This is a genomic window from Vagococcus sp. (assembly GCF_036639995.1).
GTDB lineage: Bacteria > Bacillota > Bacilli > Lactobacillales > Vagococcaceae > Vagococcus.
Map to the genome: position 1 here is coordinate 16,968 of NZ_JAVWHO010000004.1, position 20,520 is coordinate 37,487.

General features: G+C 33.6%; 25 protein-coding genes. 19 read left to right on the plus strand and 6 right to left on the minus strand.

The annotated features are described in order from the left end of the window. Window positions 1–20 precede the first annotated feature (20 nt). On the plus strand, window positions 21–1,181 hold the full coding sequence (gene dinB, locus RR554_RS02470) for a DNA polymerase IV (RefSeq protein ID WP_332467355.1): 1,161 nt from the start codon (window positions 21–23) through the stop codon (window positions 1,179–1,181). A gap of 38 nt (window positions 1,182–1,219) precedes the next feature. On the opposite strand, the gene RR554_RS02475 is transcribed toward dinB, so the two are convergent. Continuing rightward, a complete protein-coding gene (locus RR554_RS02475; protein ID WP_332462717.1) occupies window positions 1,220–2,425 on the minus strand; it encodes a toxic anion resistance protein in 1,206 nt (401 codons plus the stop codon). Further along, complete coding sequence (locus RR554_RS02480) at window positions 2,426–3,139, minus strand: 5-bromo-4-chloroindolyl phosphate hydrolysis family protein (RefSeq protein WP_332462716.1); 714 nt, start codon at window positions 3,137–3,139, stop codon at window positions 2,426–2,428. A gap of 206 nt (window positions 3,140–3,345) precedes the next feature. Here RR554_RS02480 and RR554_RS02485 point away from each other — a divergent pair, with 206 nt between their 5' ends. The 4 genes from RR554_RS02485 to RR554_RS02500 are packed head-to-tail and all read left to right on the plus strand — an operon-like array spanning window position 3,346 to window position 5,366. Continuing rightward, window positions 3,346–3,894, plus strand: a complete 549-nt coding sequence (locus RR554_RS02485) for an NUDIX hydrolase (protein WP_332462715.1) — start codon at window positions 3,346–3,348, stop codon at window positions 3,892–3,894. A 10-nt stretch (window positions 3,895–3,904) separates the two neighbouring features. Continuing rightward, window positions 3,905–4,093: a cell wall synthase accessory phosphoprotein MacP gene (gene macP / locus RR554_RS02490; protein WP_332462714.1), complete on the plus strand. Its 189-nt coding sequence runs from the start codon at window positions 3,905–3,907 to the stop codon at window positions 4,091–4,093. Between the two features lie 20 nt (window positions 4,094–4,113). After that, a complete protein-coding gene (locus RR554_RS02495; protein WP_332462713.1) occupies window positions 4,114–4,803 on the plus strand; it encodes a 5'-methylthioadenosine/adenosylhomocysteine nucleosidase in 690 nt (229 codons plus the stop codon). A 17-nt stretch (window positions 4,804–4,820) separates the two neighbouring features. Beyond that, window positions 4,821–5,366, plus strand: a complete 546-nt coding sequence (locus RR554_RS02500; RefSeq protein WP_332467356.1) for a cysteine hydrolase family protein — start codon at window positions 4,821–4,823, stop codon at window positions 5,364–5,366. Between the two features lie 39 nt (window positions 5,367–5,405). On the opposite strand, the gene RR554_RS02505 is transcribed toward RR554_RS02500, so the two are convergent. Next, entirely contained in the window at window positions 5,406–6,416 is a 1,011-nt protein-coding gene (locus RR554_RS02505) for a YeiH family protein (RefSeq protein ID WP_332462711.1), read from the minus strand. 113 nt (window positions 6,417–6,529) lie between these two features. On the opposite strand from RR554_RS02505, the gene RR554_RS02510 reads away from it, so the two are divergent. Genes RR554_RS02510 through RR554_RS02520 form a run of 3 tightly spaced genes read left to right on the plus strand, consistent with a single transcriptional unit; the run spans window position 6,530 to window position 8,114 of the window. Beyond that, window positions 6,530–7,351 carry a LysR family transcriptional regulator gene (locus RR554_RS02510; protein WP_332467357.1) on the plus strand — a complete coding sequence of 274 codons (822 nt, stop codon included), beginning with the start codon at window positions 6,530–6,532 and terminating at the stop codon, window positions 7,349–7,351. A 13-nt stretch (window positions 7,352–7,364) separates the two neighbouring features. After that, window positions 7,365–7,718, plus strand: coding sequence for a DUF6176 family protein (locus RR554_RS02515; protein WP_332462709.1), 354 nt, complete (start codon window positions 7,365–7,367; stop codon window positions 7,716–7,718). Window positions 7,719–7,730: 12 nt separating this feature from the next. Continuing rightward, window positions 7,731–8,114, plus strand: a complete 384-nt coding sequence (locus RR554_RS02520) for an ASCH domain-containing protein (RefSeq protein ID WP_332467358.1) — start codon at window positions 7,731–7,733, stop codon at window positions 8,112–8,114. Window positions 8,115–8,216: 102 nt separating this feature from the next. On the opposite strand, the gene RR554_RS02525 is transcribed toward RR554_RS02520, so the two are convergent. Then, complete coding sequence (locus RR554_RS02525; protein WP_332467359.1) at window positions 8,217–8,762, minus strand: TIGR01440 family protein; 546 nt, start codon at window positions 8,760–8,762, stop codon at window positions 8,217–8,219. A gap of 123 nt (window positions 8,763–8,885) precedes the next feature. Here RR554_RS02525 and RR554_RS02530 point away from each other — a divergent pair, with 123 nt between their 5' ends. Then, the gene (locus RR554_RS02530; RefSeq protein WP_332467360.1) at window positions 8,886–9,827 is read left to right on the plus strand and encodes an NAD(P)-dependent oxidoreductase; all 942 of its coding nucleotides are present in this window, start codon (window positions 8,886–8,888) and stop codon (window positions 9,825–9,827) included. 48 nt (window positions 9,828–9,875) lie between these two features. Here the strand turns inward: RR554_RS02530 and RR554_RS02535 are convergent, their stop codons facing one another. Next, on the minus strand, window positions 9,876–10,904 hold the full coding sequence (locus tag RR554_RS02535) for a lactonase family protein (RefSeq protein ID WP_332462705.1): 1,029 nt from the start codon (window positions 10,902–10,904) through the stop codon (window positions 9,876–9,878). A gap of 156 nt (window positions 10,905–11,060) precedes the next feature. Here RR554_RS02535 and RR554_RS02540 point away from each other — a divergent pair, with 156 nt between their 5' ends. Both RR554_RS02540 and RR554_RS02545 read left to right on the plus strand, forming a co-directional pair. Beyond that, window positions 11,061–11,414 carry a PTS glucitol/sorbitol transporter subunit IIA gene (locus RR554_RS02540; RefSeq protein WP_332462704.1) on the plus strand — a complete coding sequence of 118 codons (354 nt, stop codon included), beginning with the start codon at window positions 11,061–11,063 and terminating at the stop codon, window positions 11,412–11,414. A gap of 11 nt (window positions 11,415–11,425) precedes the next feature. Beyond that, window positions 11,426–12,610 carry an AI-2E family transporter gene (locus RR554_RS02545; RefSeq protein WP_332467361.1) on the plus strand — a complete coding sequence of 395 codons (1,185 nt, stop codon included), beginning with the start codon at window positions 11,426–11,428 and terminating at the stop codon, window positions 12,608–12,610. A 19-nt stretch (window positions 12,611–12,629) separates the two neighbouring features. On the opposite strand, the gene RR554_RS02550 is transcribed toward RR554_RS02545, so the two are convergent. Further along, entirely contained in the window at window positions 12,630–13,241 is a 612-nt protein-coding gene (locus RR554_RS02550; RefSeq protein WP_332467362.1) for an FMN-dependent NADH-azoreductase, read from the minus strand. A gap of 189 nt (window positions 13,242–13,430) precedes the next feature. Between RR554_RS02550 and RR554_RS02555 the strand changes: the two genes are divergently transcribed. The 8 genes from RR554_RS02555 (at window position 13,431) to nth (ending at window position 20,512) form a co-directional block, all read left to right on the plus strand. Then, complete coding sequence (locus tag RR554_RS02555; protein WP_332462701.1) at window positions 13,431–14,003, plus strand: thymidine kinase; 573 nt, start codon at window positions 13,431–13,433, stop codon at window positions 14,001–14,003. Between the two features lie 51 nt (window positions 14,004–14,054). Next, on the plus strand, window positions 14,055–15,125 hold the full coding sequence (prfA, locus tag RR554_RS02560) for a peptide chain release factor 1 (protein ID WP_332462700.1): 1,071 nt from the start codon (window positions 14,055–14,057) through the stop codon (window positions 15,123–15,125). After that, window positions 15,118–15,960: a peptide chain release factor N(5)-glutamine methyltransferase gene (gene prmC / locus RR554_RS02565; RefSeq protein WP_332467363.1), complete on the plus strand. Its 843-nt coding sequence runs from the start codon at window positions 15,118–15,120 to the stop codon at window positions 15,958–15,960. The genes prfA and prmC overlap by 8 nt, the downstream gene beginning before the upstream one ends. Before the next feature lie 14 nt (window positions 15,961–15,974). Further along, window positions 15,975–17,000, plus strand: a complete 1,026-nt coding sequence (locus tag RR554_RS02570) for an L-threonylcarbamoyladenylate synthase (protein WP_332467364.1) — start codon at window positions 15,975–15,977, stop codon at window positions 16,998–17,000. A 62-nt stretch (window positions 17,001–17,062) separates the two neighbouring features. Continuing rightward, window positions 17,063–18,301, plus strand: coding sequence for a serine hydroxymethyltransferase (gene glyA / locus RR554_RS02575; RefSeq protein ID WP_332467365.1), 1,239 nt, complete (start codon window positions 17,063–17,065; stop codon window positions 18,299–18,301). An 80-nt stretch (window positions 18,302–18,381) separates the two neighbouring features. Next, window positions 18,382–19,011 carry a uracil phosphoribosyltransferase gene (upp, locus tag RR554_RS02580; protein ID WP_332462696.1) on the plus strand — a complete coding sequence of 210 codons (630 nt, stop codon included), beginning with the start codon at window positions 18,382–18,384 and terminating at the stop codon, window positions 19,009–19,011. Window positions 19,012–19,141: 130 nt separating this feature from the next. Then, window positions 19,142–19,843 (plus strand): DnaD domain-containing protein, encoded by a 702-nt coding sequence (locus RR554_RS02585; RefSeq protein WP_332462695.1) that lies wholly within the window; start codon window positions 19,142–19,144, stop codon window positions 19,841–19,843. A gap of 15 nt (window positions 19,844–19,858) precedes the next feature. Next, entirely contained in the window at window positions 19,859–20,512 is a 654-nt protein-coding gene (gene nth, locus RR554_RS02590) for an endonuclease III (protein WP_332467366.1), read from the plus strand. Window positions 20,513–20,520 lie beyond the last annotated feature (8 nt).

Below are 20,520 nucleotides of genomic sequence, written 5' to 3' on the forward strand. Positions count from 1 at the left end.
TTTTTGTTTTATCCTTTATAATGGGAATAGAAACGTATGTTCTGGAGGTAGCGAAAAAAGTGTCTAATCAATTAAGGTTTCCGTTAAAAGTAGATACATCAAGAAAAATAATTCATATTGATATGGATGCTTTTTATGCCTCCGTAGAAGAAAGAGACCATCCTGAGTTAATTGGTCATCCACTTGTTATTGCTAAACATCCCCGTGATACAGGAGGAAAAGGTGTAGTAACCACTGCTAATTATGAAGCCAGAAAATATGGTATTCATTCAGCAATGAGTGCGCAAAAAGCTTATGAGCTATGTCCTAAAGCTAATTTTGTTCAAGGAAATAGAGCGCATTATGCGGAGATATCAAAAGAAATCCATAAAATATTCCATGAATACACAGATATGATAGAGCCGCTTTCACTAGATGAAGCGTATCTTGATGTTACAGTCAATAAAAAGAATATAAAAAGTGCCATAAAAATAGCCCGAATGATTCAATTAGAAGTTTGGCAAAAGCTCCGTTTAACTTGTTCAGCTGGTGTTAGTTATAACAAATTTTTAGCTAAATTAGCATCAGATTTTGAAAAACCTAAAGGGATGACTTTGATATTACCAGAGCATGCTGTTGAATTTTTGAAAAAATTACCAATTGAAGATTTTCACGGAGTAGGGAAAAAAACGGTTCCTAGAATGCATGAATTGGGTATATATACAGGAGCAGATTTATATGAAAAGTCAGAGATGGATTTGATTCAAAATTTTGGGAAGATGGGATACTCTTTATATAGAAAAGTAAGAGGAATTCATGATTCTCCAGTCGAACCACATCGTGACCGAAAATCGGTTGGCAGAGAGAATACATTTGGTAAGCCTTTAGTAACGGAAGATTCAGTTATTGTGCAGCTTAGAGAATTGGCAGCTGATGTGGCAAACTCATTACATCGAGTGCAACTTCATGGTAAGACAGTCGTTTTAAAAGTGAGAGATAAGGATTACGAAACTTTTACAAGACGAGTAACGTTACCTGATTATGTGGATGCCCAAGAAGATTTATTTTTTCATGCAAAGCAGATATGGGATTCATTTGACTTACTTGAAAGAGGTATTAGGTTACTAGGGATCACAGTAACAAATTTAGATTCAAAGAGTTATGAGTTAATAAAGTTGCCTTTATGGGAAAAAGAAAACTAGGAAGTCGTCGATTGATGTTCGACTCACTTCCTAGCTTTTTAGTGTTGATTAGACATTTCTAGTAATTTATTTTTAAGATCTTCTTCCATGACAGTTAATTCAATTTCAGCATTACGACGTTTTTCTTTTCCTTCTTTTTGGATTCGAAGGGTTTCTTGAATCGTTTCAATTAAGTCGTTTTGTGTTTTTTGTAATGTCTCAATGTCAACAATGCCACGTTCATTTTCTTCAGCAGTTTCAATTGCTGAAATTTTTAGCATTTCTGAATTCTTAGATAACAAATCGTTTGTTGTTTGAGATACTTGTCTTTGCGCTGTAACAGCATCTTTTTGTCTTAACAAGGTAAGAGCAATAGCCACTTGGTTTTTCCACAAAGGAATAGCTGTGTTAATCGATGCTTGAATTTTTTCAGCTAGGGCTTGATTTGTGTTTTGAATCAAACGAATTTGTGGTGCTTGTTGGATAGTAATTTGTCGCGCTAGTTTTAAGTCGTATGTTCTTTTTTCTAGGCGATCAACAAATTGATTTAAATCATTAACAATTTGAGCATCCATTTGGTCCCCACTAGCTTCAGCAGTTTTCATTGCTTCTGGAATGGTAATGGTTTCTAGTTCTTCTATTTTTACTTCGCCAGCAGCAATGTAAATATTTAGTGCATCAAAGTAGTCTTTGTTTTTGTGGTAAAGTTGTTCAAGCATTAAGTTATCTTGTAATAATCCATTTTTTTCTTTATCAAGCTTCACTGCAATTTTATCAATTTGTGCTCCAATTTTTTGGTATTTTGCTGTGATTTCGTAGACAGACTGTTTTACTTTACCAAACATGCGTTTAAAAATATTTTTATCTTGAGCTTCAAGTTCACTAGGACTTGCTTCATTTAGACGGTACATTAATTCAGTTAAAGAATCTCCCATTGGACCAATGTCTTGGGCTTGCACGTGATTTAGCATTGTATGAGAGAATTCACCTAGTTTTTGTTGAGCAGCAACACCATAACTTAAAACAGCTTGGCTATCACTTGTATCGATTTGAGCTGCTAGATCACGGGCTTGTTTTTGTCGATCTTCTGGTAATTTATCAATCACTTTTGTTGCAGTAGATGTATTAGTTTGTAATTTTTTGTCTTCCTGTGTCGCTAATTTAGCTGTATCAGGGGCTTCAAACGGGTTACTTAATAAATCATCTAAAGTATCACTAACAGGTGTTACATCTTTTAATACATCGTTATTTAGTTCATCAGTCATTTAAATTTGCTCCTTTTTTTGTCGGTATTCGTCTAGTTCTTTTTCTCGGTCAATATTTTGCTTAGCAATTGAAATCTCTACATCTAAGTCATCAAGATCATCACTAACGAAGTCGGAATAGTCCTTGACAATTAATTGTGAAACTTCTTCAATTGCTTCGGCACTTTGATTTAACGCATCAAAAGTATTTTTATTTTTTAGTTCGTGGTTGTTAATCTCAACATACTTACTAGTTAATTCTACCAAATTTGGCAAGTGATTATAAAGAAAACGATCAGATTGATGCAATTTATTTGGTTCTTTAACAATTTCTTTAAACATTGCTTTTGATGCTTTAAGTGTATCATATCTTAAGTTAATTGCTTTAAGTTTTGCAACTTCGTTCATATTGTTTTCAAGTTCAGCAATGTTTTGCTTAGCAGTTGCCATAGTTTCTCTAAAGAATTCGATTTCTTGTTCCGACATACCGAATTCTGAATAATGGTCAACTTTTTCCTTAGTTAATTGAGGCATTTCTCTTGTGGCTTTTTCTGATTTATTCGAGAATATCATTTTAAATAGTAGACAGCTCGCATAAACAATCGCAACAAACAAGGCGGCTGAGACAGCGAAATTTAGCAAGCCACTTCCTGCATCTACAATGAAATTAATCACAATTAGGGCAAGAATGACAACGACAATGTTCCTCAATTTTGATTTTCTATTATTTTTCATACGATTTCACTCCTATTAGTATTTGGCTTTCACCTGTGATCTTAAAAACATTTTAACATAGAGAATTAATTTAGATATCAGTCTATGGATTGATTTATTTATTCTTAAAGAGTTTACAATAAATAAAAATAAGGTTTAATATTGAAAAGCCTATTTTTAAAAGGTATCATAAGCTTAATATAAAAGAGAGACTTGAGGAGAAGATAATGAAAGAAAAATTTGAAGAAAAAACAATAAAAAGAGAAATGATATATAATGGTAAAATAATTGATGTTGTTGTGGATGATGTGCTACTTCCAAATGGAGGCACATCTAAGCGAGAATTGGTTTTTCATAATGGTGGAGTCGGTATTTTAGCGATCACAAAAGAGAAAAAAATGATTTTTGTTAAACAATTTAGAAAAGTATTAGAAAAAAGTATTCTAGAGATACCAGCAGGAAAAATAGAAAAGGATGAAACAGATCCCTTAAAAACAGCTAAAAGAGAATTGGAAGAAGAAACTGGCTACCAATGTAAAAAAATCGAGGAAATAGCGAGATTTGTACCGTCACCAGGTTTTTGTAATGAAATGCTTTATATGTATGAAGCTAAAGAATTAATTAAAATTGATAATCCACTTCCTCAAGACGAAGATGAGTTTTTGGAATTGATTGAATTGTCTTTAGAAGAAGCCAAAGAGAAAGTTGCTACTGGTGAAATTTGTGACGCCAAAACAATGTACGCTATTCTTTATTGGGAATTAAATAGTAAATAAGGAGTTAATTATGTTTAGAAAAAATAAGGAGTCAAACGTATCGGATTCCCCGCAAAAAAAGCAAGAAGATCAGATTTTAACAAGAAGTCGGGTTAGAGAGATTAATAAAAATAAAAAAAGAAATACATGGCTAAATAAAGCTATTGTTATAGTTGCTATTTTATTAGCAATCATTATTTATGCTGTACTCAATTGGTAATTAATTAAGGGGTGTTTTGGATGAAAATTGGAATTATTGGTGCAATGGAACAAGAAGTGGTTATTTTATCTGAAAAATTAGAGAATATGACAACTTGGGAAGAAGCTGGAGCGAGTTTTTATTCTGGAACGATTGGTAAACATGAGGTCGTTTTGACTAGATCAGGTATTGGAAAAACGTTAGCAGCTCTAACAACGACTCTTTTGATTAGTCATTATCATGTGGATGTTGTGATTAATACAGGGTCTGCTGGAGGAATTGGCGAAGGGTTATCAATTGGTGATATTGTTATTTCTAATAAAGTCGCTTATTCTGATGTTGATGTGACTGCTTTTGGTTATGACTATGGTCAAATGGCTCAAATGCCTTTGTATTATGAGGCTAACCAAATGTTAATTGAAGCTGCAATGGAAGCCTCAAGCAACAATATGCTCAACACACGAGTGGGATTAATTGTATCAGGGGACACGTTTGTAAGTAGTCAGAAACAAATTAGTGATATAAAAACTCATTTTCCGGATTGTTTAGCAAATGAGATGGAAGGAGCTGCTATTGCCCATGTGGCTTATCAATATGGTAAACCGTTTGTTGTCATTAGAGCCATGAGTGATGTGGGGGATGAAAACGCAAGCGTTAATTTTGATGAGTTCATAATTGAAGCAGGTGAGAAATCAGCTAAAATGGTATTGGCGTTATTATCAGAAATTTAAGAAACGGAGATTTGGAGATGGAAGCATTAATTTCGATTGATTATACGTATGATTTTGTCGCTGATGAGGGTAAATTAACGACAGGAAAAGTAGGACAAGAGATTGAATCTGAATTAGTTAAAGTAACGAAAGAATTTATTGATGATGGTCAATTTGTTGTTTTTGCCATTGATGGGCATGACCCAAAAGATTTGTATCATCCAGAAAATAAGTTGTTTCCAGCACATAATGTGAACGGAACCTTCGGCAGAACATTATATGGAACCTTAAATGATGTGTATGAAGATAATCGTGATAAGGCAACCGTCTATTGGTTAGACAAACGTCATTATTCTGCATTTAGCGGAACGGATTTAGATATCAGATTAAGAGAACGACATATTACAGCCATTCACTTAACTGGTGTTTGCACGGATATATGTGTTTTACATACAGCCATTGATGCTTATAATTTAGGCTATCAAATTGTCATCCATAAGCAGTGTGTACAAAGTTTTGATGAAGAAGGTCATCGCTGGGCTTTACGTCATTTTGAAACGACGTTGGGGGCAACGATTATTTAGAAAGAAAAAAGAAGTTGGACGTTTAATCCAACTTCTTTTTTAAATATGAAAGATATAAATAAGACTCAATGCAAGAATGATTTGTAGTACTCCAACAGCTAATGCGTATACTAAGAAGCGAATACCTTCTTTAAAGAATTTCGCAAAGTTTAATCTTAACCCAATGGCAGCAAGAGCTGTAATTTCAAACCATCCACTAATAAAGTGAGCACTCTCACCAATTATTTTAGGTAGAGGAATAAAGCTATTGACTGTACAGAAAAATAAAAAGCCAATAATGTACCAAGGAAGCGGTAATTTCTTTTCTTTTTTTGCTAGGACAGGTGAATCCGTCATAGCTGCTGCACGGTCTTTTTCGGTAAATTTCGAAAAACAAAAGACGACAACAACAAGTAGGATGATTCGCATAATTTTGAACAGTGTTGAAAATTCAACAACTTCTTTACTAATCATGCTGGCACTAGCGACAACTTGTCCAACAGATTGAAGTGTTCCACCGATGAGGGCACTTTGAGTTAGTACATCTGAATAAAGATGTGTTGCAATAAATGGTAAAGTGAGCATTAAGACAGTCCCTAAAAGGTTAACGAGTGTAATAATTTGTCCTTTTTCTTCATCATTTGCATCAATTTCAGGCGCAATCGCTCCAATCGCTGAAGAGCCACAAACGGCATTTCCACCAGCCATAAGTAAAGACATTTTTTTTGAAAATTTCATTTTTTTACCAATAAGATAAACGCCAACAATTGTTCCAGTCATCTGGAGAATGATAAAACCAATACCGTTAAACCCCATTTTAGCAATTGTTTGGAAAGTAACTGTCATTCCAAGAAGAACAATAGATAGTTCAAGGAGTAAACTCTCAGCAAGTTTTGTTCCAATGTTTAGTAATGGTTGTTTAAAAAAAGTGTTTCCTAATAAAATACCAAGTAAAATAGCAATAGTAGCTGCACCAATAGCAGGTACCCAAATAGCAATTATTTTACTTGCTCCAGCAACTAGAAAAGATAAGCCTAGTCCTGGTAAATACGATCTAGCATTTTCAATCATTTATTTCTCACAATCCCTTTTTAATTAATAATAAAATTATATCCTTTATTTTTACATTTGAGAAATATATAGTTAATATATTAATTATAAAATAAATAAATAGTAGGTGACCCATGTTTAAATTACTAACCACATTTAGAGTAGCATATGAAACAAGAAATTTTTCAAAAACGGCAGAAATTTTATTCATTTCTCAACCTGCAGTTTCTAATCAAATTAAACAACTTGAAGAAGAACTGGAGTGTACCTTGTTTAAAAGAAAGGGCAAACAAGAAATGCACCCAACTAAATCTGCTGAAACATTGTACGCACGTTTGCTCAATTTAACAGATGATTGGCGAGAAACAGCTCGCTTAGTCAAAGAAAGTAGCAAGGAAAAATTACATTGTCGAATCAGTGCTTCAAATACTTTTTCAGTTTATTATTTACCAGAACTGATGAAACATTTGATTGCTATTTTTCCAGAAGTGATGTTTGAGCTTGAAATGGGAAATTCAGAGGAAGTTTTAGAAAAAATAAAGAAACATTCTGTTGATTTTGGTTTCATTGAAAAACCATTAATGACTGATGGGGTTAATAGAGTTGAAATTGAACAAGATGAGCTTGTGATTGCTGGTGATTTAACTAGTGATTTATGGTTAAGTCGAGAGGAGACTTCAGGTGTTTATCATTATATGGAGCGTTACTTTCTGAAAGAAAATCTTAATCCTAAACGATTGTATGTTAAAAATAATGAAATGATTGTTAAAATGCTAGAGGAGGGATTGGGTAAAAGTCTAATCTCTAAACGAGCTGTAACAGTGAATATGACAATAGAGCGACTAGACAAAGCTTATTTGCGATCGTTTTTCTTACTCCAGACAAATCATTTTGTAACAGGTGAGCTACTAGAAATTGGTAAAGAAATTGAGAATTTTTATTCTCAGAAAAAATAAAGGAGTCATGAATATGTTAAATGTTGAATTAAGTCGTTTTAAAGTAAAAGAAGGAAAAAGTCTCATAGTTGATGAATGGCTTGCTTTTTTAAATGACAACATGGCTGAGACACTACTTACGTTGGAAAATGAAAAAATGTATGTTGAAACAATTTTTAGAGAAGTTTTTGAAGGAGTAGAGTATTTATATTGGTATTCTATTCAAGGTGAAGGCACTCAAAAAGTAGAAGAATCAGAGCATTGGATTGATAAAAAACACTTAGAATATTGGAAAGAATGTATAGATACTTCGTTTAGACCAATAGATTTAACTCCTGAAGTGATAATGATTCCGACCAACATAAAGAAAAATATGATATCTCTATAAGGAGTGATTAATATGAAGGTTCGTTTTGGAGGGACTAGAAAAGAGCAAGATGAATTAGCTGAGTTAGTTTTAAACTATGAAAAAGTGGCTACATCCTCTTTGGTAGATATTCAGTTAGAAAGTGAGCTAACTAAAATTGGTGATATCTGGCAAATTTATAATGGTAGTGATGAATTTGTTTGTGAGGTGAAAGTTATTTCTGTTGTTATTAAAGAGTTTGCTCAAATTGATGAGGAGTTTGCTATTAAAGAAGGGGATGGCTCTTTAAGTAATTGGTTAACTATTCATGAGGCTTATTATTCATCTCAATTACAAGAATCAGGAAAAATTTTATCAAAAGATACGAGATTAGAGTGTGTTTATTTTAAACTCCTGAGACAAGTACCAGAAAAATAAAACGTCTATTCCATTTTGGAATAGACGTTTTGTTTTTTTATAGATATTAACATTTGAAAACAAAGGCTTTTCGATATTTTAAAAGTTATTTTTGACGAAAAATTATTTGTATTCAGCCCGAGCGCCACCAATTAATTTTGGTCGATGACCTAAAGCTGTTACATGAGCGTTACCTAACGTTTTGATAGACGGACGAATTGGGACTTGAACGTGTCGAACATGCATTCCGATTGAAGTATCTCCAATATCAATTCCTCCATCGGCAATAATATATTCCACAACAACTGGGTCTTTCATTAATTGATAGGCGGCAGTTGCTGTTGCTCCTCCTGCATGGAATTTAGGAACAACAGAAACACGTGATAAACCGTGTGTTTTAGCAAGACTTCTTTCCACTGTAAGTGCTCGGTTTATATGCTCACATCCTTGAAAGACAAGGTTAATTTCTTTTTCTTTAAAAAAGTCTATCAAGGTTTCAGCTACTATTTTTCCGACTTCTTCATTGGAGTTTTTCCCAATAATACCGCCGACAATTTCGCTTGAGCTACAGCCTACGACAAAAATATCGTCTTTTTCTATGGAAGATTTCTCTAGAATATCTTCGACAATTATGAGCAATTCTTTTTTCAATTTTTCTAAATCTAACATATTAGCACGAACCTCCTTATGTATTGACAATATTATATCACACGTTTTTTTAAAAGTGTAAAAACCACACTTGATGATTAAAATTGTGTACAATAGAAGTAACAATAAAGGAGGAGAAAGCAATTGCAAAGAAAAAAATTATTGGTTTTAGTTCCAATCATTGATGAAGATTTTGTGTTATTAAAAGAATTAGCTAATGAGTATGATGTGATAAAAAAAGCAGATTTTAATGGGTGTGTTGAAGATGTTGAGATTGTGTATGGTTGGGATAGTGAACTTAATTTGAAATTAGTTACTTCTCCGTCTAATAAAATTAAATGGATTCAAGCGCAATCGGCCGGGATTGATCATATTGATACAACTGTTTTAAAAGAGCAGGGAATTCTTTTATCAAACGGCAGTGGAGTTCACGGTAATCAAATGAGTGAATCTGTGTTAGGAATGTTATTTGCTTACACAAGAGGGATTAAATCGGCTGTTCTAAATCAAGAAAAGGCTACTTGGGCGATTCCTGATAAACAAACAGATTTAGTTGGTAAAAAAGTAATGATTTTAGGTACTGGTCACATTGGTGCTCGTTTGGCTGAGGTTTTGAAAGTGTTTCAAACTTATTTAGTTGGTGTTAATCGAAGTGGTAAACCTGTTGCTAATTTTGATAAAATGATTCAACAAGATCAGTTAGATACAGTTTTATCAGAGATGGATATTGTTATTAATTTATTACCGGACACAACAGTAACACATCATTTTTTTACAGAAGAGCTGTTTAGTGTTATGAAAAAAGGGGTTATTTTTATTAATGTCGGCCGTGGTGGCACAGTTAAAACTGATGATTTAGTTATTGCGTGCCAAAATGGAACAATAGGATTTGCAGGTCTAGATGTTTTTGAGGAAGAGCCACTTCCAAAAGAAAGTCCTTTATGGCAGTTAGATAATTGCTTGATAACACCGCATTCTTCTGGAATGACAGATAAATATTTTGAGCGACTTTTCCCAATTTTTAAAACAAATCTTGAAGTTTTCTTACAGACTGGAAAAATTTCAGAGAATGAAATAACATTATAGAAAATAGTTAGAAAAAAGAGGTCAACTTTTTAGTTGGCCTCTTTTGTTTTAATTAAATGTGATACAAACAATTTCTGGCGCATAAAAATCCTTTTGTAAAAGAGTTAGTTTACCAGATATATCATCTCTTTCAAATAGGGTTAAATTATCTGTGTTTTGATTTGCAACACAAACAAATTGCTGGTCTGGTGTGATATCGAAGTCTCTTGGAAAATCGCCTTCAACGGAGATATGTTGAATAAGTGAAAGGGTTAATCCGTCCTCAGATACGTTATAAACGACAAGTGAGTTATGACCGCGATTTGATGCGTATAAAAATTTTCCGTCTTTTGAGATACGAATCGCAGCACCACCATTAAATTCTGAATAAGAATCAGGTAATGTTGAAATAACTTGCTGTTGAGTAAACGCACCAGTTTCAGGAGAATAGCTTAATACAATTACTTCACTAGATAATTCACCAAACAGATAGGCAACTTGATTGTTTGGATGAAATACCATATGGCGAGGACCTACTCCTGGTTCTGCGCTAAATTGAGCAACTTCTGTTAATTTACCTTCTGTTGATACATCATAAGTATAGACGGTGTCATTTCCTAAATCACAAGCAACAAGTCGATTATCTGGTGTTAAATCAGAATAATGTGCGTGAGGGCTTGTTTGATTTTCGTGTGGTCCGCTGCCTTTGTGCTCGATACGATCAGAAAGACTAAGTGAGCCATCTGATTTTATTTGATAAGAAGTGATAACTCCTTTATGATAATTTGCTCCGTAAACAAGTTGTCTTTCTTCATCTACGGCAACGTAACAAGGAGGAGCTCCTTCTTCAGTAATCCGGTTTAAGAAAGTAAAGCGGCCATCTGTTTCTTTTTTGTAGCTAGCAACACCACCTAAAGAGCCATCTTTAGAAACAGAATAAATCACGTGTTGGTTTGATTTATCTAAAAATGTTGGATTGTCTTCTTCAATAATTGAAATAAGATGAGTAAGTTCTTTTTTTTCAGTATCTAATTCAACTGAGTAAATTCCTTTACTATCTCTTTTAGTATAAGAGCCAAGAATAATTTTTTGTAACATGTAAGCACCCTTTCCTTTGTGTTAAAACAAATTATAGCATATTAAAAAATAATAGAAAAAGTTTCGCATTCTTATTTTGAAAGTTTTTATGAAAGTCTTAGCGTGAGGTATGATATACTTATTTATATTGTAAAAATATTAAATGAGGTGTAAGTAATGATGCAATCAATCGTGATGTCAATTGGAGAAGAAGCTATAAATAGTCAGGAACCTTTGTTAATTCTTTTTAATGAAACAGCCACAGAAGAATTGAGAAAATTTTCAATCATTCAACGTTTTAAAACAAAAGAATTGAAAGAAATAAGTGTTGGTGATTATGTTTCATTTGATGAACAAAAATATAAGGTAACTAAAGTGGGACCACTGGCTAACAAAAATTTAGAAGAGATGGGACATGTATCCATGGTATTTAAGGAAGTAGATAAAGAACACTCTTTAGACAATGCTCTTTATTTGGAACCGCATGTGTTACCTAACATTACAGAGGAAACGATTGTTACCTATCACTAGGAGGTATTAATATGCAACTTGATAACCCCAAAAAAGATCGGCGAAGTTGGTTTAATCGCTGGTTTTTAAACAATCAATTTGTGACAGTTTTATTAATTATTTTATTGTGTTTATTAATTGTTTTACTTTTTACGAAAGTATCACATCTTTTTGAACCAGTAGCTCAATTTATCGGAATTGTTGGTTTACCAATTGTTATTTCAGGATTACTCTATTATATATTAAATCCAATTGTGAATTTCATGGAAAAAAAAGGTGTAAAACGAAATTTAGGTATCACAATACTTTTTGTTGTTATACTTGGGCTTTTAACATGGGGAATTGTGATTTTAATTCCGAAGATTCAAAATCAAACAAAGAGTTTCTTTAATGAGTGGCCAACTTATTGGCACATTATAGAAAGCAAAACGTCTGAATTTTTCAATACACCAATTTTTGAAAAGTTTAGTGGACCGATTGAAGACTCTTTAAATGAGTTTTTCACATCAATTAATACACTAGCGAAAACTGTTTCTAAAAATGCCTTTATGGGAATAGGGAGTGTCGTTGGAGCGGTGGCTAATATAGTTGTAACTGTTGTAACAGTCCCTTTTATTCTTTTCTATTTGTTAAAGGATGGTAAAAAATTAGCACCATATATGACACAATTTTTACCAACAAAGATTAGAAAAACAACAGTGAATGTACTAGTTGATATTAATAAACAATTGTCTTCTTATGTTAGAGGTCAAGTGACTGTTGCTGTTGCAGTAGCGATTATGTTTATTATTGGTTTTTCAGCAATTGGTCTTAATTATAGTGTGACTCTAGGTATCTTAGCGGGATTTCTTAATTTGATTCCGTATGTGGGTTCTGCACTTGCCACGATTCCTGCGATTATTTTGGCCTTAGTTGATGGACCTAAAATGTTAATTGCTGTGATTATTGTGTTTGTTGTTGAACAAACAATCGAAGGAAAATTTGTTTCACCACTTGTTTTAGGAAGCCAGTTAGAAATTCATCCAATTACGATTATTTTCGTGTTACTTTCTGCTGGTAAGATATTTGGTGTGATGGGCGTAATTTTAGGAATTCCTTTTTATGCCACAATAAAAGTTATTGCTACTCATTTATTTACTTGGTATAAGGAAGTTTCGGGTCTTTATGAAGAAGACGTGGCTGAGGATAATAAAGAAGAAAAAAAGGTTGAGGCATAATGCTCTCAACCTTCTTTTTTTAAAATGTATGAGCTAAGTTAGTAGCTTTTTCTTTTGCTAAGCCAATGATTTCTTCAGCTTTTTCTGGGTGATGATCCACTGCTTCAACAAAAATTTGTTGAATTTCTTTAACTCCCATGAAATTAAAAATAGTTTTAATATATTGAGCAGATGGGTCACTACCGCCGTATTCGCCACCATTTGATTGGATGTGTAATAATTTTTTACCAGGTACTAAGCCAACGGGACCATTTTCTGTGTATTTAAATGTTTTACCATTTACAACAACGGTATCAATCCATGCTTTTAATTTACTTGGAATACCTAGATTCCAAAGGGCGTTAGCAATGACGATTTTATCTGCATTTAAAAATTGTTCTGTTAACTCATTAAAGCGTGTTAACTTTGCAATTTGTTCTGGTGATAGTTCTTTTTGTGAAGCTGCGTCTCCCCAAGCTTCAAAAAGAGCCTTATCTATTTCTGGAATTTCTTCTTCGAATATATCAACAACAATAATAACATCTGTTGGTTGTTTTTCCTTGTAAGAATCAACAAATGCCTCTAAAACTGTTAGTGAACGAGATTCATTTGCTGTTAGTGGGTGTGCCTTAATAACTAAAACGTTTGCCATGATGTTCCTCCTACTTATTATAAATTAGTACATCCACACTATAACGATTCACAAATTAAAAGTAAAGTAAAATCAGTTAATTAGTTAAATAATTTTCTACTGTTTTTTAATCTTTTTATTCTTAGATAATGCTTTTTTTGGAAAATTAAAGTATACTATCAGAGGATAAACAAGGGGGAGTTGTAAAAAATGGCACAATTATTTTTCAAACATGGTGCAATGAACAGTGGAAAAACAATCGAAATTTTGAAAGTCGCCCATAATTACGAAGAACAGAACAAGCCCGTTGTTTTAATGACAAGTGGTTTAGATACAAGAGATGAAGTTGGTACTATTTCTAGTCGAATTGGCTTAAAACGAGAAGCAATCCCAATTTTTCATGAAACGGATATTTATGCTAAAATAGAGTCACTATCATTTAAACCATACTGTATTCTAGTAGATGAATCCCAATTTTTAGAAAAACATCATGTCATTGCTTTTGCTAAAATTGTTGATGAATTAGGGATTCCTGTTATGGCATTCGGGTTAAAAAATGATTTTAAAAACGAATTATTTGAAGGCTCAAAGTATTTATTACTTTATGCAGATAAGGTAGAAGAGTTAAAAACAATTTGTTGGTTTTGTCATAAAAAAGCAACGATGAATCTTAGAATGAGCGACAATAAACCTGTTTATACAGGAGAACAAATTCAAATAGGTGGAAATGAATCCTATTATCCAGTTTGTCGTAAACATTATTTAAACCCACCAAAACAATAATTAATAGATAAAGAAAGCAACTATTGAGGATATAAAGAAAGGAAGAAGTAAATGTTTGATCAATTACAATCTCTTGAAGATCGTTATGAAGAACTTGGAGAGTTATTAAGTGACCCAGATGTAGTGAGTGATACGAAGCGTTTTATGGAATTATCTAAAGAAGAGGCAAGTACAAGAGAAACAGTAGAAGTTTACCGCAGATATAAAGAAGTAGTACAAGGTATTGCTGACTCTGAGGAATTACTTTCCGAAAAATTAGATGATGAGTTACAAGAATTAGCTAAAGAAGAATTATCTGAATTTAAAGCTGAAAAAGAAGAAATTGAAGAACGCATTAAAATTTTATTATTACCTAAAGACCCTAATGATGATAAAAATATTATCATGGAAATTCGCGGAGCTGCTGGTGGAGATGAAGCGGCATTGTTTGCAGGGGATTTATTTGAAATGTATCAAAGTTACGCACAAGCTCAAGGTTGGAAGTTTGAAGTTATGGATGCTAATATTACTGATATTGGTGGCTATAAAGAAGTAACTATCATGATTACTGGTGAGAGTGTCTTCTCTAAATTAAAATATGAAAGTGGCGCACACCGTGTTCAACGTGTTCCTTCAACAGAATCTCAAGGGCGTGTTCATACATCAACGGCTACAGTAGTTGTTTTACCTGAAGCAGAAGAGGTAGAATTAGACTTAGCAGATAAAGATATCCGTATTGATATCTATCATGCTAGTGGAGCTGGTGGACAGCATGTTAATAAAACTGCCTCTGCTGTACGTTTAACTCATATCCCAACAGGAATTGCTGTTGCAATGCAGGATGAACGTTCTCAATTAAAAAATAGAGAAAAAGCCATGAAAGTTTTAAGAGCTCGTGTATTTGACCAAATGTTACAAGAAAGCCAAAGCGAATATGATGCAAACCGTAAATCAGCGGTTGGAACGGGTGATAGATCAGAGCGTATCAGAACGTACAATTTCCCACAAAACCGTGTGACAGATCACCGAATTGGATTAACTATTCAAAAGTTAGACCAAATTTTAGCAGGTAAAGTAGATGAAATTATCGATGCATTAATTATTTATGATCAAACAGAACAGTTGGAAAAATTAAATGGTTAATAGTAATACTTATTTTGAAGTCCTTAAATGGGCTTCTTCTTTTTTAGAGAAAAATAATATTGAAACTTATGTGGCAGAATATTTACTTTTAGAGAAAAAACAATGGACTAAAACTGAGCTTCTACTTCATTTTAAAGAAGAAATGCCCAAAGAAGAACAATATCAGTTTAAGATAGATTTAGAAAAAATTAGTCATCATATTCCAGTTCAATACATTATTGGCTCGTGTGAATTTTACGGCAGACGTTTTTTAGTGAATGAGCAAACGCTTATTCCAAGACCTGAAACAGAAGAATTAGTGGATTTGATTTTAAAAGAAAACTCTGACTCAGAAAAAAAAGTAGTTGATATTGGTACTGGAACGGGAATTATTGCCATTTCTTTAAAAGCTGACAAACCTAACTGGCAAGTTACAGGGCTAGATATTTCTAAAGAGGCGCTTGAAGTCGCAAAAGCTAATAGTAAAGAACTGAATGTGTCCGTTTCTTTTTTAGAAAGTGATATATTATCAGGGCTAGATAGCTTAGAAAAAATTGATATTCTTGTTTCAAATCCACCGTATATTAGTTATGATGAGTGGGAAGAGATGGATGTTTCAGTTCGTGAATTTGAGCCTAAGCAAGCACTTTTTGCAGAAGACGAGGGACTTGCTATTTATAAAAAAATTGCCAATGAAGCCAGAGAACACTTGTCTGAAACAGGTAAAATTTATTTGGAAATTGGTTATTTACAAGGCAATGCAGTATCGACTATTTTTCAAAAATCTTTCCCTAACAAGGAAATAAGCGTTGTGAAAGATATGAATGGACAAGATAGAATAATAAAAGTGATATAAAGGAAGTGCAATAGATGGAAACGAAGATAATCCATCCAAACAACATAAAAGAAGCCGTTGATGCTATAAAAAGAGGGGAACTTGTTTCGTTTCCAACTGAAACAGTGTATGGACTTGGAGCAGACGCGACTAACGAAACAGCAGTTAAGCAAGTGTATCTAGCTAAAGGAAGACCTAGTGATAATCCACTTATCGTTCATATTTCAAATAAAGAGCAAGTCAATGAGTTTACAAATGATATACCAGAAAAGGCCCAACAATTAATGGATGCTTTTTGGCCAGGTCCATTAACGCTGATATTTAACTTAAAAGATACTTCAGTGTTACCTTCTGTTGTAACAGGTGGACTTCAAACAGCAGCTTTTAGAATGCCAAACAATGAGTTAACGTTACAATTAATTGAGCAGTCTAACACCGTTTTAGTAGGACCTAGCGCAAACACTTCTGGCTTACCTAGCCCAACAACAGCCAAGCATGTTTACCATGATTTGAATGGTAAAATCTTTGGCGTTTTAGACGGTGGTGCTTGCCAAGTAGGAGTAGAGTCGACTGTTTTAGATATGACTAGCGTTGACGGTGTACCAATTATTTTAAGACCGGGTGCGGTTACGAAAGATCAGTTAAGTGAGTTGATTGGTGACGTACAAATGGATCGACATATATTAAGTGAAGGCGAAGCACCGAAAGCTCCAGGTATGAAATATAAACATTATTCACCAAATACACCTGTTATTATGATCAATAATCAGTTAAATAATTGGCAAGAAGCCATTGATTTTTATCATGAAACAGGAAAAAATGTGGGGATTTTAAGTAGTGAAGCTACGAGAAAAAAACTTGAAAATTACACGTCATTTTATAAGCTCTCAGAAATAGCAGATGTATCAGAAGCAATGAGACATTTATTTGCAGGATTAAGAGAGTTGGATCAACCAGAGAAAAAAATTGATGTGATTTTAGCAGAAACATTTAATGAAGAAGATAAGGGGTTAGCTTATATGAATCGCTTAAAAAAAGCTGCCAATCAAAAATTTTTTTAAGATAACATAAAAAACTAATACTGTGTTACAATGTGGGTAAATAATGAATGTGAGGTGCTTTTATGGATTACAAGAAGTCAGATGCTGTTTTATGGGATGCTATTGAAAATGAGAAAAATCGTCAAGAGAACACAATTGAATTAATTGCGTCGGAGAATTTTGTATCAGAAGCTGTTATGGCGGCACAGGGTAGTGTATTAACAAATAAATATGCTGAAGGTTACCCTGGCAGACGTTATTATGGTGGCTGCGAATTTGTGGATATTGCAGAAAATTTAGCTATTGATCGTGTCTGTGATCTATTTAATGCTAAGTTTGCTAATGTACAACCTCATTCCGGTTCTCAAGCTAATACAGCGGCTTATCTGTCATTAGTTGAACCTGGTGACACAATTATGGGGATGGACTTGACTGCAGGTGGTCACTTAACACATGGTTCCCCAGTAAACTTTAGTGGGAAAACATACAATTTTGTTTCATATGGTGTGGACCCTGTCACAGAAGTGATTGATTATGAAGTTGTTAAAATTTTAGCTAGAAAACATCAACCTAAATTGATTGTTGCTGGTGCAAGTGCATATTCAAGAGAAATTGATTTTAAACGTTTTAAAGAAATCGCAGATAGCGTTGGGGCAAAATTAATGGTGGACATGGCGCATATTGCAGGACTTGTTGCAACTGGATTACATCAAAATCCTGTGGACTATGCTGATATTGTGACGTCAACCACACATAAAACATTAAGAGGCCCTCGTGGTGGGGTTATTCTAACCAATGATCCTGATTTAGCCAAAAAAATAAATAGTAATATTTTCCCTGGTATTCAAGGTGGCCCGTTAGAGCATGTGATTGCAGCAAAAGCCGCAGCTTTTAGAGAAGCCCTTTTACCTGAGTTTAAGCTTTATACAGAACAAGTGGTAAGCAATGCTAAAGTGATGGCTCGTGTCTTTAACCAATCAACAGGTCCAAGATTAATTAGTGGAGACACTGATAATCATCTGTTATTAATAGATGTGACAGGATTTGGTTTAACTGGAAAACAAGCAGAAGCCATTTTAGACAATGTTCATATCACGGTTAATAAAAATACAATTCCTTTTGAAAGTCGTAGTCCATTTGAAACAAGTGGTATCAGAATTGGAACACCAGCGATTACAACAAGAGGATTTAAAGAAGAAAGCGCACAAAAAGTGGCAGAATTAATTATTCAAGCTCTAACTAATCATGAAAATGAAGATGAGTTAGAAAAAGTTCGTCAATCAGTGGCAGAATTAATTAAAGAACATCCACTATATAAATAATTTTTTTAGGTAATTGACTAGTCAATTACCTTTTTTTCCGTTACAATAGATTGGAATAAAATTTAAAGGAGAATCACGATATGGGAAAATTTCAAGTTATTGATCATCCACTAATTCAACACAAGTTGACAATCATTCGCGACAAAAACTGTGGGACAAAGGTTTTTCGTGAAGTTGTAGATGAAATTGCTATGTTAATGGCTTATGAGGTATCTAGAGATATGCCTTTAGAAGATGTTGAAATTGAGACACCTATGGGAAAATCAACTCAAAAATCTTTAACAGGAAAAAAAGTTGCCATTGTACCAATTTTACGTGCCGGTATGGGCATGGTAGACGGTATGTTGGAATTAATTCCTGCAGCAAAAGTAGGACATGTTGGGTTGTATCGTGATGAAGAAACATTCGAACCAGTTGAGTACTTTGTTAAATTACCAACGGATATTGCGGAACGTCAACTATTCGTTGTTGATCCAATGCTAGCAACAGGTGGTTCAGCTATCATGGCTATCGACTTGTTGAAAAAACGTGGCGCAACCAACATTAAATTTGTTTGTCTAGTTGCAGCTCCAGAAGGTGTTAAAGCTCTTCAAGAAGCACATCCAGATATTGATATTATCACAGCTGGATTAGATGAAAAATTAAATGAACATGGTTACATCGTTCCAGGATTAGGGGACGCAGGGGACCGTTTATACGGAACTAAATAATTTTCAATTAAAAGGAGCTCCATTTAGAAAAATCTAGATGTAGTTCTTTTTTTATTTACATCAAAAATCTACGAACTTTCTTTTCTGTTTATTTTTGATATACTAATAAAGAAAGTGAGTGAGTAAATACATGTTAACAATTAAAGACTTTTTAACAGCTGATTTAACGTCAGTTTCTAACTTATTGCTTCAATATTATAAAAAAATTGGTATGACTAATAACGAGTTGCTTTTGTATTTACAACTTCTACGTTTTGAACAGCTTGGAAATTCTTTTCCCGATCTTGCAGAAATTGCCGAACCTATGGATATTTCAGTAGATGAGTTATTTCAAATATTACAATCTTTAATTGATAAAGGATTTGTTTCAATTGAAACACAGCTCAATAAACATGGTCAAACAGAAGACCGTTATGATTTGACATTATTTTATAACCGGTTGAGTCACTATTTAGAACAGCAAGAGATAAAAACGGTTGAAAAGACTAATGAAAAAAGAGTCACTGATCTTTATCAAACCTTTGAAATAGAATTTGGACGTCCCTTGTCTCCAATAGAATTTGAAACAATTCAAAGTTGGCTAACAACTGATTCATACGATGTTGAATTAATTGAATTAGCGTTACGTGAAGCGGTGTTAAATCAAGCTTATAGCTTGAAGTACATTGACCGTATTTTATTAGCTTGGGAAAGAAAAAATCTAAAATCAAAACAAGATGTTCAAATGGATCAGAAAAAGAGATCTGCAAAAGTAGAGATGAAAGAGCAAGAGGAAAAAGAGGACGAGTTACCTTTTGTGCCATTATATAATTGGTTAAATCCAAAAAAGTAGTTGGAGGTAAGACAGATGTTGTCAGGTAAAAAAACAGTAGAAGTATTGGATAGAATGGAGGAAATGTTTCCTGATGCTAAAGGAGAACTTGATCATGAAAGTCCTTTTCAATATTTGATTGCAGTTATTTTAAGCGCGCAAGCAACAGATGTTTCAGTGAATAAAGTGACTCCCATTTTATTTGATGCATATCCAACAGCTGAAAAATTAGCTAACGCACAACTGGATAGTGTGATGGATAAAATTAGAACGATTGGCCTGTATAAAAATAAAGCGAAGAATATCATAAAAACCTCTCAACTACTTGTTGCAGATTATGATGGAGAGATTCCTCGAACAATTGAAGAGATGGTTAAACTTCCTGGTGTTGGTAAGAAAACAGCCAATGTGGTCGCTGGAGATATGTTTGGAGTTCCTGCCATTGCAGTAGATACACACGTCGAACGTGTCGCAAAACGTTTGCGGATATGTAAACAATCAGCATCTGTGATTGAAGTAGAAGAAGCTCTTATGAAGAAAATTCCAAAAGACAGATGGGTTCAAGCACATCATACGATTATTTTATTTGGACGCTATCATTGTACAGCAAGAAGTCCTAAATGTGAAAAATGTCCGCTACTGGATATGTGTTTAGACGGACAAAAAATAATGAAAAAGAGAAATGAGTGAAAAAACTC

Bases quoted from the DNA above. Each gene is read 5' to 3' on its own strand.
- RR554_RS02505 (WP_332462711.1), bottom strand. From the start codon at position 6,416: ATGATTGAAAATGCTAGATCGTATTTACCAGGACTAGGCTTATCTTTT.
- dinB (WP_332467355.1), top strand. From the start codon at position 21: ATGGGAATAGAAACGTATGTTCTGGAGGTAGCGAAAAAAGTGTCTAAT.
- RR554_RS02550 (WP_332467362.1), bottom strand. From the start codon at position 13,241: ATGGCAAACGTTTTAGTTATTAAGGCACACCCACTAACAGCAAATGAA.
- RR554_RS02485 (WP_332462715.1), top strand. From the start codon at position 3,346: ATGAAAGAAAAATTTGAAGAAAAAACAATAAAAAGAGAAATGATATAT.
- macP (WP_332462714.1), top strand. From the start codon at position 3,905: ATGTTTAGAAAAAATAAGGAGTCAAACGTATCGGATTCCCCGCAAAAA.
- RR554_RS02540 (WP_332462704.1), top strand. From the start codon at position 11,061: ATGATGCAATCAATCGTGATGTCAATTGGAGAAGAAGCTATAAATAGT.
- RR554_RS02510 (WP_332467357.1), top strand. From the start codon at position 6,530: ATGTTTAAATTACTAACCACATTTAGAGTAGCATATGAAACAAGAAAT.
- RR554_RS02475 (WP_332462717.1), bottom strand. From the start codon at position 2,425: ATGACTGATGAACTAAATAACGATGTATTAAAAGATGTAACACCTGTT.
- RR554_RS02570 (WP_332467364.1), top strand. From the start codon at position 15,975: ATGGAAACGAAGATAATCCATCCAAACAACATAAAAGAAGCCGTTGAT.
- nth (WP_332467366.1), top strand. From the start codon at position 19,859: ATGTTGTCAGGTAAAAAAACAGTAGAAGTATTGGATAGAATGGAGGAA.
- RR554_RS02535 (WP_332462705.1), bottom strand. From the start codon at position 10,904: ATGTTACAAAAAATTATTCTTGGCTCTTATACTAAAAGAGATAGTAAA.
- RR554_RS02555 (WP_332462701.1), top strand. From the start codon at position 13,431: ATGGCACAATTATTTTTCAAACATGGTGCAATGAACAGTGGAAAAACA.
- RR554_RS02525 (WP_332467359.1), bottom strand. From the start codon at position 8,762: ATGTTAGATTTAGAAAAATTGAAAAAAGAATTGCTCATAATTGTCGAA.
- RR554_RS02515 (WP_332462709.1), top strand. From the start codon at position 7,365: ATGTTAAATGTTGAATTAAGTCGTTTTAAAGTAAAAGAAGGAAAAAGT.
- RR554_RS02500 (WP_332467356.1), top strand. From the start codon at position 4,821: ATGGAAGCATTAATTTCGATTGATTATACGTATGATTTTGTCGCTGAT.
- prfA (WP_332462700.1), top strand. From the start codon at position 14,055: ATGTTTGATCAATTACAATCTCTTGAAGATCGTTATGAAGAACTTGGA.
- RR554_RS02495 (WP_332462713.1), top strand. From the start codon at position 4,114: ATGAAAATTGGAATTATTGGTGCAATGGAACAAGAAGTGGTTATTTTA.
- RR554_RS02480 (WP_332462716.1), bottom strand. From the start codon at position 3,139: ATGAAAAATAATAGAAAATCAAAATTGAGGAACATTGTCGTTGTCATT.
- RR554_RS02545 (WP_332467361.1), top strand. From the start codon at position 11,426: ATGCAACTTGATAACCCCAAAAAAGATCGGCGAAGTTGGTTTAATCGC.
- glyA (WP_332467365.1), top strand. From the start codon at position 17,063: ATGGATTACAAGAAGTCAGATGCTGTTTTATGGGATGCTATTGAAAAT.
- RR554_RS02520 (WP_332467358.1), top strand. From the start codon at position 7,731: ATGAAGGTTCGTTTTGGAGGGACTAGAAAAGAGCAAGATGAATTAGCT.
- prmC (WP_332467363.1), top strand. From the start codon at position 15,118: ATGGTTAATAGTAATACTTATTTTGAAGTCCTTAAATGGGCTTCTTCT.
- RR554_RS02585 (WP_332462695.1), top strand. From the start codon at position 19,142: ATGTTAACAATTAAAGACTTTTTAACAGCTGATTTAACGTCAGTTTCT.
- upp (WP_332462696.1), top strand. From the start codon at position 18,382: ATGGGAAAATTTCAAGTTATTGATCATCCACTAATTCAACACAAGTTG.